Here is a 1,535-nt window from a genome sequence, read left to right on the forward strand (position 1 = left end):
AAGTCACCGCCGACACCAAACAACAAAAACACAACAAAATACAACAAAGAAGAGGACGGCACACCACCGCCCTCTTCTTTCGTCGTTTTGCTAGTCTCAACAGCATGGACCAAAGGCAGATTTCTACTGTGGTGGGACAAGTAGAGCAGGGAATTCAAGGCTTAAAGGACGTCGATGAGCTTCTGGCCTATTTAGACAGCTTGCATCCGGATGAACTGGGTGGTGTGGAGTTCCTCGTTGATCGCATGTTTGAGGAGGAGCGTAACCAAATATGGGAGCTCACGGAATCTCTCAAGGAATTTCTTGCGGATTTAAAGGAATGCCAGAAGTAAGGCAGACGCTTGCCGAAGTAACCATTAACTTTGTAAAGCCCACCGGACTAAACTTGGCTGACCCCGACGATTCGGGCCAGTACGCCGACCAGGTGTGGCAGGCCGGCGAGCTGCTCCAGACTGCCATGTTTGAGCCTCATCTTCTAGCCGGCTATGGAATTGAGCCAATAGAGGTTCACGATATCTTCCTAGTGGCACAACGCGCAGTTGACGAAGTTCTGCAACTGTTGCCGCATATTGAGGATTTCAACGACGCCGTGCGTTGGAGTGCCGAGCGCTTGGCAGAGGAACTACCTCATGCAGCTCAACTATCAAAGATTGACGCGCTGTACTTGGCCCAGTGGCTCTTGGGCATTCTTGAGTCGCCGTACGCGGAACTAATAGATATTGACCCGTTGCAGTACGAGGAATCTTTAGGCGTAGAGGGCGTGAAGGAACTTCGCGAGCGGGGGCATGGCGCGTATGCGAGGCGTCGGCTCGCGGTGCTTTCTGGCTCTGTCGAGGACGTATATCGTACTCATACGGACGGATACGAGCAGCTGATTCGCGGCCTTTCGGAGATAGGTCAGTTTGACCTCGCCTATAGGTACTCAGAGAAGGCCATGCTGGCGTTGCCCACGGAGGATACTTTCCATATCGTTACTTTTTGGGCCGCGCTTTGCGACGCCCACTTTCCCCACCGCAGCCCCGCCGTGCACCGGATAGCCTTCGATAGTTTTCCAATGCTATCGACTGCGCGTGGGCTTTTTGCGGCCGTAGGGGACACCGCGTCAGTACTCATCCAGACTCGCCTGCGGGATAAACCATGGGACCTAGCGATGTTCCAGTACGTGTGCCTAAATGATCCGGAGCGTGCTTGGGCAACAGCCTCGGACGCCGCAATTGAATGGAGCTTGGCAGAACAGCTTCTTCCGGACTTGCCGGACGAGACCATTCCCATTCTGATGCGAAAAGTCGAGGAGCAGTTGGAAAACAAGTACGGTTGCGACCAAGCGTATGAGTTGCTCGGGAAAATCCAAAAGGTTGCTGAACCAACTTCCTTTGAAGAATTCTTGGGTCGGCTAAAGCGGAAGTTTGCTAACTGCCCCGAAATTCGCTCCCTGCTTGCCGGCGTCGACGAACTCTAAACCTTTCCTTTTACCCCCGTTGCCTAGTGAAGGTCGACTCCGGGGTTCCCTGCGGCTTTAGGGCAACTATTCGAAC

Annotated in this window: 2 protein-coding genes; both read left to right on the forward strand. The window is 53.6% G+C overall.

The window, feature by feature from the left end:
- On the forward strand, positions 1–332 hold a 332-nt coding region (locus WMP96_RS11675), incomplete at its 5' end, for a hypothetical protein (RefSeq protein ID WP_340433614.1).
- On the forward strand, positions 320–1,459 hold the full coding sequence (locus WMP96_RS11680) for a hypothetical protein (protein WP_340433617.1): 1,140 nt from the start codon (positions 320–322) through the stop codon (positions 1,457–1,459). The genes WMP96_RS11675 and WMP96_RS11680, both read left to right, overlap by 13 nt.
- Positions 1,460–1,535 lie beyond the last annotated feature (76 nt).

This window comes from Corynebacterium sp. KPL4035, from assembly GCF_037908325.1.
Lineage (GTDB): Bacteria > Actinomycetota > Actinomycetes > Mycobacteriales > Mycobacteriaceae > Corynebacterium > Corynebacterium kefirresidentii.

What these genes read in the sequence shown, in the direction of transcription:
- WMP96_RS11680 (WP_340433617.1), top strand. Translation starts at nt 320, where the DNA reads ATGCCAGAAGTAAGGCAGACGCTTGCCGAAGTAACCATTAACTTTGTA.